Raw genomic sequence first — 4,430 nt, forward strand, 5'->3', positions numbered from 1 at the left:
ATCTGATAACTGCATCAGACGATTATAACTATTCAAGCCAGCGGCTGCCTCGGCTATCTGTCTTGTGTTCCTGAAATTCTTGCGCAGGTTGTGGCTTCTACCCTGCAGCATTAGCCCTGCCTGCTTCCAGGAAAAACCCCTCGAGTATAGGGTTTGAGACACGTCACCCACCAAAAAGATACTCCGAGCTCCACTGGGTGATCCTCCACCCATCATCCGCTGGGCAATTCTTACTTGAATGGAGGTCAGATCCTGTGCCTCGTCAATTATCACATGCTCGTAAGGTTTATCCAGAGCTTTCTTGAACAATTCACGATACGCTATCAGGCTGATATCCTGCCAATCGATGCGTTTTCTGCTCTGAAGCTGCTCCTGATATGCTTCATAAACTGCCCAAGTGGCCGCCCGGGCCTTTCTGCGCAAAGCTGATTTGCGGCCGTATCTGGGTATGGCTAGATAATCGTCCTGCTTAGTTAGTCCGTTGCCCTTAATTACTCTGCCAATCTCATCACGGAAGAAGGACCAATGGAAGTCATACACATAAGAACGCTCGCTTCTCTGGGCTGTCTGCAGCGCTTCCCGAAAAACTGTCTGAACTTCGTCGTTGTTCAATATGTCTATGGAGTAACCCCTGCCTCGGAGGAATCTCACCAACCAAGCATCGATATTTGCAATTTCCAGATTGGCAGGTAAAGGGCCGATCAGCTCCTCGATCAAAGATTGTGCTGCATTGGCCAGAGTGCGGTTGAAGGTGAGGAAGATCGTTTTGCCACCCGTCTGAGCGCTTTGAACTGCCCTATATAAAGCAACCGTGGTCTTGCCCGACCCAGCACAGCCTTTGAGCATCAAAGGCCCGTTAATGGGCTTATTTACGAATTCCTGCTGTTCTGGCTCCAGATTGAGCATTAACCTTTTAATCTTGCCCTGGCAATATCCCTCCAAGCGGTCAAGGGTAGTTCTGAATAGCAGGCTGTGCTGGTCAAAGAGAGTATCTTCAAACACCGGATCAGTCATCAACTCCATCAGCCAGGTCTGAGTGTGTTTGGGTAAGCCAGGAACAGAAACAGCTTCTTCCGGGTTGGGCGCGGACCTGACAATCGGGATCAGTTCAGAAGGGACTCCCAAAATCCTAAGGTGAGATGCTGGAACGTATTTAAAGGGGTTATCAGCTTGCTCATTTTTGTTTTCAAGCCATTCAGCCGGGATTTGGAAACTTGTTTGTCCCTCATCCGCATGTTCATCTTGGTCCAGTCTGCGAAACGAAGTGTGAGGTGAAAAGGAGCGAATATGCGCTTGATCGATTATGGAGTGGTCTCCTATCCTCCAGAGGCGGATTTCCTCTTCCTGAAACTCGTAGATCAGCCTATGGCTCATGGAGATGTAACACTCCCACTTGTTCGGCACCCTGTTCAATTTATGGGCGTTAAGGGAAGGATGAGCCGGATTCTCGGTTAAGAGCCTGATCTTTTCCAATGATCGCTCTTTAAGTTCTGAAGAGAGTAAATCTAACTCACTTAGGAATTCATCGCTTACTACAAGCTGTTTCATTAGCCAAAGATATCCTTGTCTGTTATGTGTTTGCCCTTGATCACCCAAGCTTTTCTACCATAATCGAAAGACGCAGCCGTACCCCTCATCCTAGCTGCAGCTTTTATCTGATCTTTTACTGGATATGTGTTACCCGTAATGATAGTATCTCCGTTAAGATACTCATACTGCAAATCTGTTTTTTGGTGTGCTGGAGCTCCATTGATTGGATTAACTTCAGCTTGTGCGTTACTTGGCACCAATTCGTACAGTTTATCTATTTCCAGTGCAGGATTGCTCAGAAATTCCCGGACTTTAGCTTCTGGAACCCGATATGCCGCTTTGAGCACTTCATGTCTTTCACGGATAGGTTTATCGGGTATGTTCTGTAGCAACACAACTAATCCCACGTGAGGCCTGTCATCCTTTGCCAACAGGTCTTGCAATACTTTATTTCGCTTAATGCCAAAGAGATAGGAAGCCAGGATTCTGCGGTAATCCGGATATTTCTTCAAGAGCCGAGTCATTACCTCCTGCTGCCCAGGTGTGCCGATTTCATTGGCCAGGCAATGTGTCATCCTCTTGGCCAGTACCTCATCGATGTAGTAACTTTCGAGTTCATCGCTAATATCCCAAGGCAGATTCGGGACGTTGGAGGATTGCATTTGCCGCTCTATGTCCCTCAGATAATCGTTAAAGAGGTTATCCATTGCCTCCAGCCTTTGAACCCAATGGTCATGATTTTCTGGTTGTCTGTCTGGATGGTACTTAACTTTCAGACGGTCATAGATCTGGCGGGCTGTGTCCGGATCGGCATTAATGTCCAGCACCTGCTCCTTAAACTCACTAACCGGATCTCCGGCTCTCAGCTCCGCAGTGGCTGTTCCCTTGCGCTCAGTGCCTAGTTTGATCCCCACAGGTTGTACCTCTCTGAGTGAGTTGGAATCTCCCAGTGGTTCCAGATAGGCTTCCATACCTCCATTGTCACTCAAGGAGAGATTCAGTTTCATACGTACTGAGCCCTTGTTGTCCGGCCGAACGACAGCGTTCAATCTGGCGATCATGCTGTTGGCCTCGGCGCTGGACTCGTTATCCCCCTCCCTTATCTCGATCTCAATTATGTCTTGCAAGTCAACACTAGTACTAAGTTCTACCGATCTTCGAACAGGTCTTTCCTCGCCGCGGTGTATCACTATATGATAAACATCGGTGTTATCTCCCTCAGCAACTCTGATGCCGATGGATTTGGATACCTTACTCGTTACTAATAATCCACCAATCCGTTTGATTTCGGCAAGTCTGGCAGCTCCTAATGCTACACTGGTCAGAGGGTCTCTGTCGTGTAATTCTGCTCCATATTCATCTGTTAGTTCTATGAGATACCTCTTCACACAGGGCATCAGTATAGGCCCGCCAGTCGCAATGATTCTGTCTGGACCTATGCTTTCCCAGTGGGCTTCACGTAGTGCTTGCTTCACTAACTGGTCGCATCTGATTAACAAGGGAGCTACAAGTTGTTCTAATTCCTCTCGACTTACCTTGATCTGGATAGTCGCTCCACTGTTTAACTCAAGAGCATCCTCAACTTCCATCCCATCCGAAAGGCGTTTCTTGATCCTTTCCGCTTCGTAAGGCTTAACATCTTCACTATTGAAACCAAATCTGTTCGCCATGTGATCTACCAAGAGCTTGTCCATGTCAGAACCGCCCAATTCATTGTCACCTACAATAGATACAACTTTCAGGTCAGCCGATCCTGCTGTCCGTTGGATCATGGAAACGTCCAGAGTGCCGCAGCCCCAGTCAATAACCATCCATCTCTCGTTGGCCGTGGCTTTCTGCCCCAGCCCGTGGTGAACTGCCGCTGCTGTAGGTTCATCAACGATGTCAACCGATGGAAGCCCAACTTGTCTGGCAATGTCGATCAGAATCTCTCTATAGGCTTGGCCGGTGTTTGCCGGACAGGTTAAAACAACCAATGCAACTTTGCTCTCTGTAGCCTGGTTGTAAGATGTAAACAACTGGCGGATTTTTGCTGCTGCTAAACACTTTAAATACACAACTTCATTCTCAATATTTTCAACAAGAGCTGTTAATAATCGTCTTTTTATAGCTTGTTCGATTTTGAAGTTCTCACTATTGTGAAATGGTATTATTGTGTCTTTACAACTATCAGTTCCAACAAAGACGTCAGAAGAGACGATTCCATCAACCCCAATCGACTTTAACACTGAGACGTCATTACCCGTCCAAAATGCAAGAATTGAATTACCTGTACCGAAATCAATACCGCAAGTAATCATGATATTAACCTCGGTACATTGACTGTAATATCCATAAACTTATCTAACCATCCAGTTGGGATCATAGCAAGAGGATCGTTTTGTCGGGCAAATTTTATGAATGTGTCATAACGCATTACAAAATCGTAAAAATCTGTAGCATGTTTACTGAGTATTCTTCCATCTCCCATTATAATGATGACTTGAGTACTAGAGTAATCATTGGTGTTTTCAAGTAAAGAAATGATCACATGCTCATTAAGCCCAACAATTGTAGGATCCCCTTTACCAAAACTTGTTATAGCTAACTTCAGTTTCCGGTCTAAATCCAATGCCCCTTGACTCACATTTTTTGTTTCCTTTGGAATATACGCTTGCTTAATATACTTCATGTGGTACAATTCTCCTGAATCCATCACTAATTGGTTGTGGAAGTAACCATCACCAGTTGGGGCTTTATTGATCTTATCAATTATAAATCTGCGTTTTTCAAGGCTTGTTATAAAATATGTCAGCGCTTCATTTGTATTGGCAATTGACAGCATAGTTTCCTCCAACGTAATTACTCAAGCTAGTTTGTACCTTATAGATTCTTAGCTTTGTTCAACCTCGAGTAAACGA

At 45.6% G+C, this 4,430-nt stretch carries 3 protein-coding genes; all 3 read right to left on the reverse strand.

Annotated features, from left to right (window positions below; genetic code table 11):
- A partial coding sequence (locus LHW48_08185; GenBank protein MCB5260431.1) for a UvrD-helicase domain-containing protein occupies nt 1-1,548 on the reverse strand: 1,548 nt, incomplete at its 3' end.
- On the reverse strand, nt 1,548-3,830 hold the full coding sequence (locus LHW48_08190) for an Hsp70 family protein (protein MCB5260432.1): 2,283 nt from the start codon (nt 3,828-3,830) through the stop codon (nt 1,548-1,550). The genes LHW48_08185 and LHW48_08190, both read right to left, overlap by 1 nt.
- Nucleotides 3,827-4,354: a hypothetical protein gene (locus LHW48_08195; protein ID MCB5260433.1), complete on the reverse strand. Its 528-nt coding sequence runs from the start codon at nt 4,352-4,354 to the stop codon at nt 3,827-3,829. The genes LHW48_08190 and LHW48_08195 overlap by 4 nt, the downstream gene beginning before the upstream one ends.
- Nucleotides 4,355-4,430: the final 76 nt, after the last annotated feature.

This window comes from Candidatus Cloacimonadota bacterium (genome assembly GCA_020532355.1).
Classification (GTDB): Bacteria; Cloacimonadota; Cloacimonadia; order Cloacimonadales; family Cloacimonadaceae; genus UBA5456.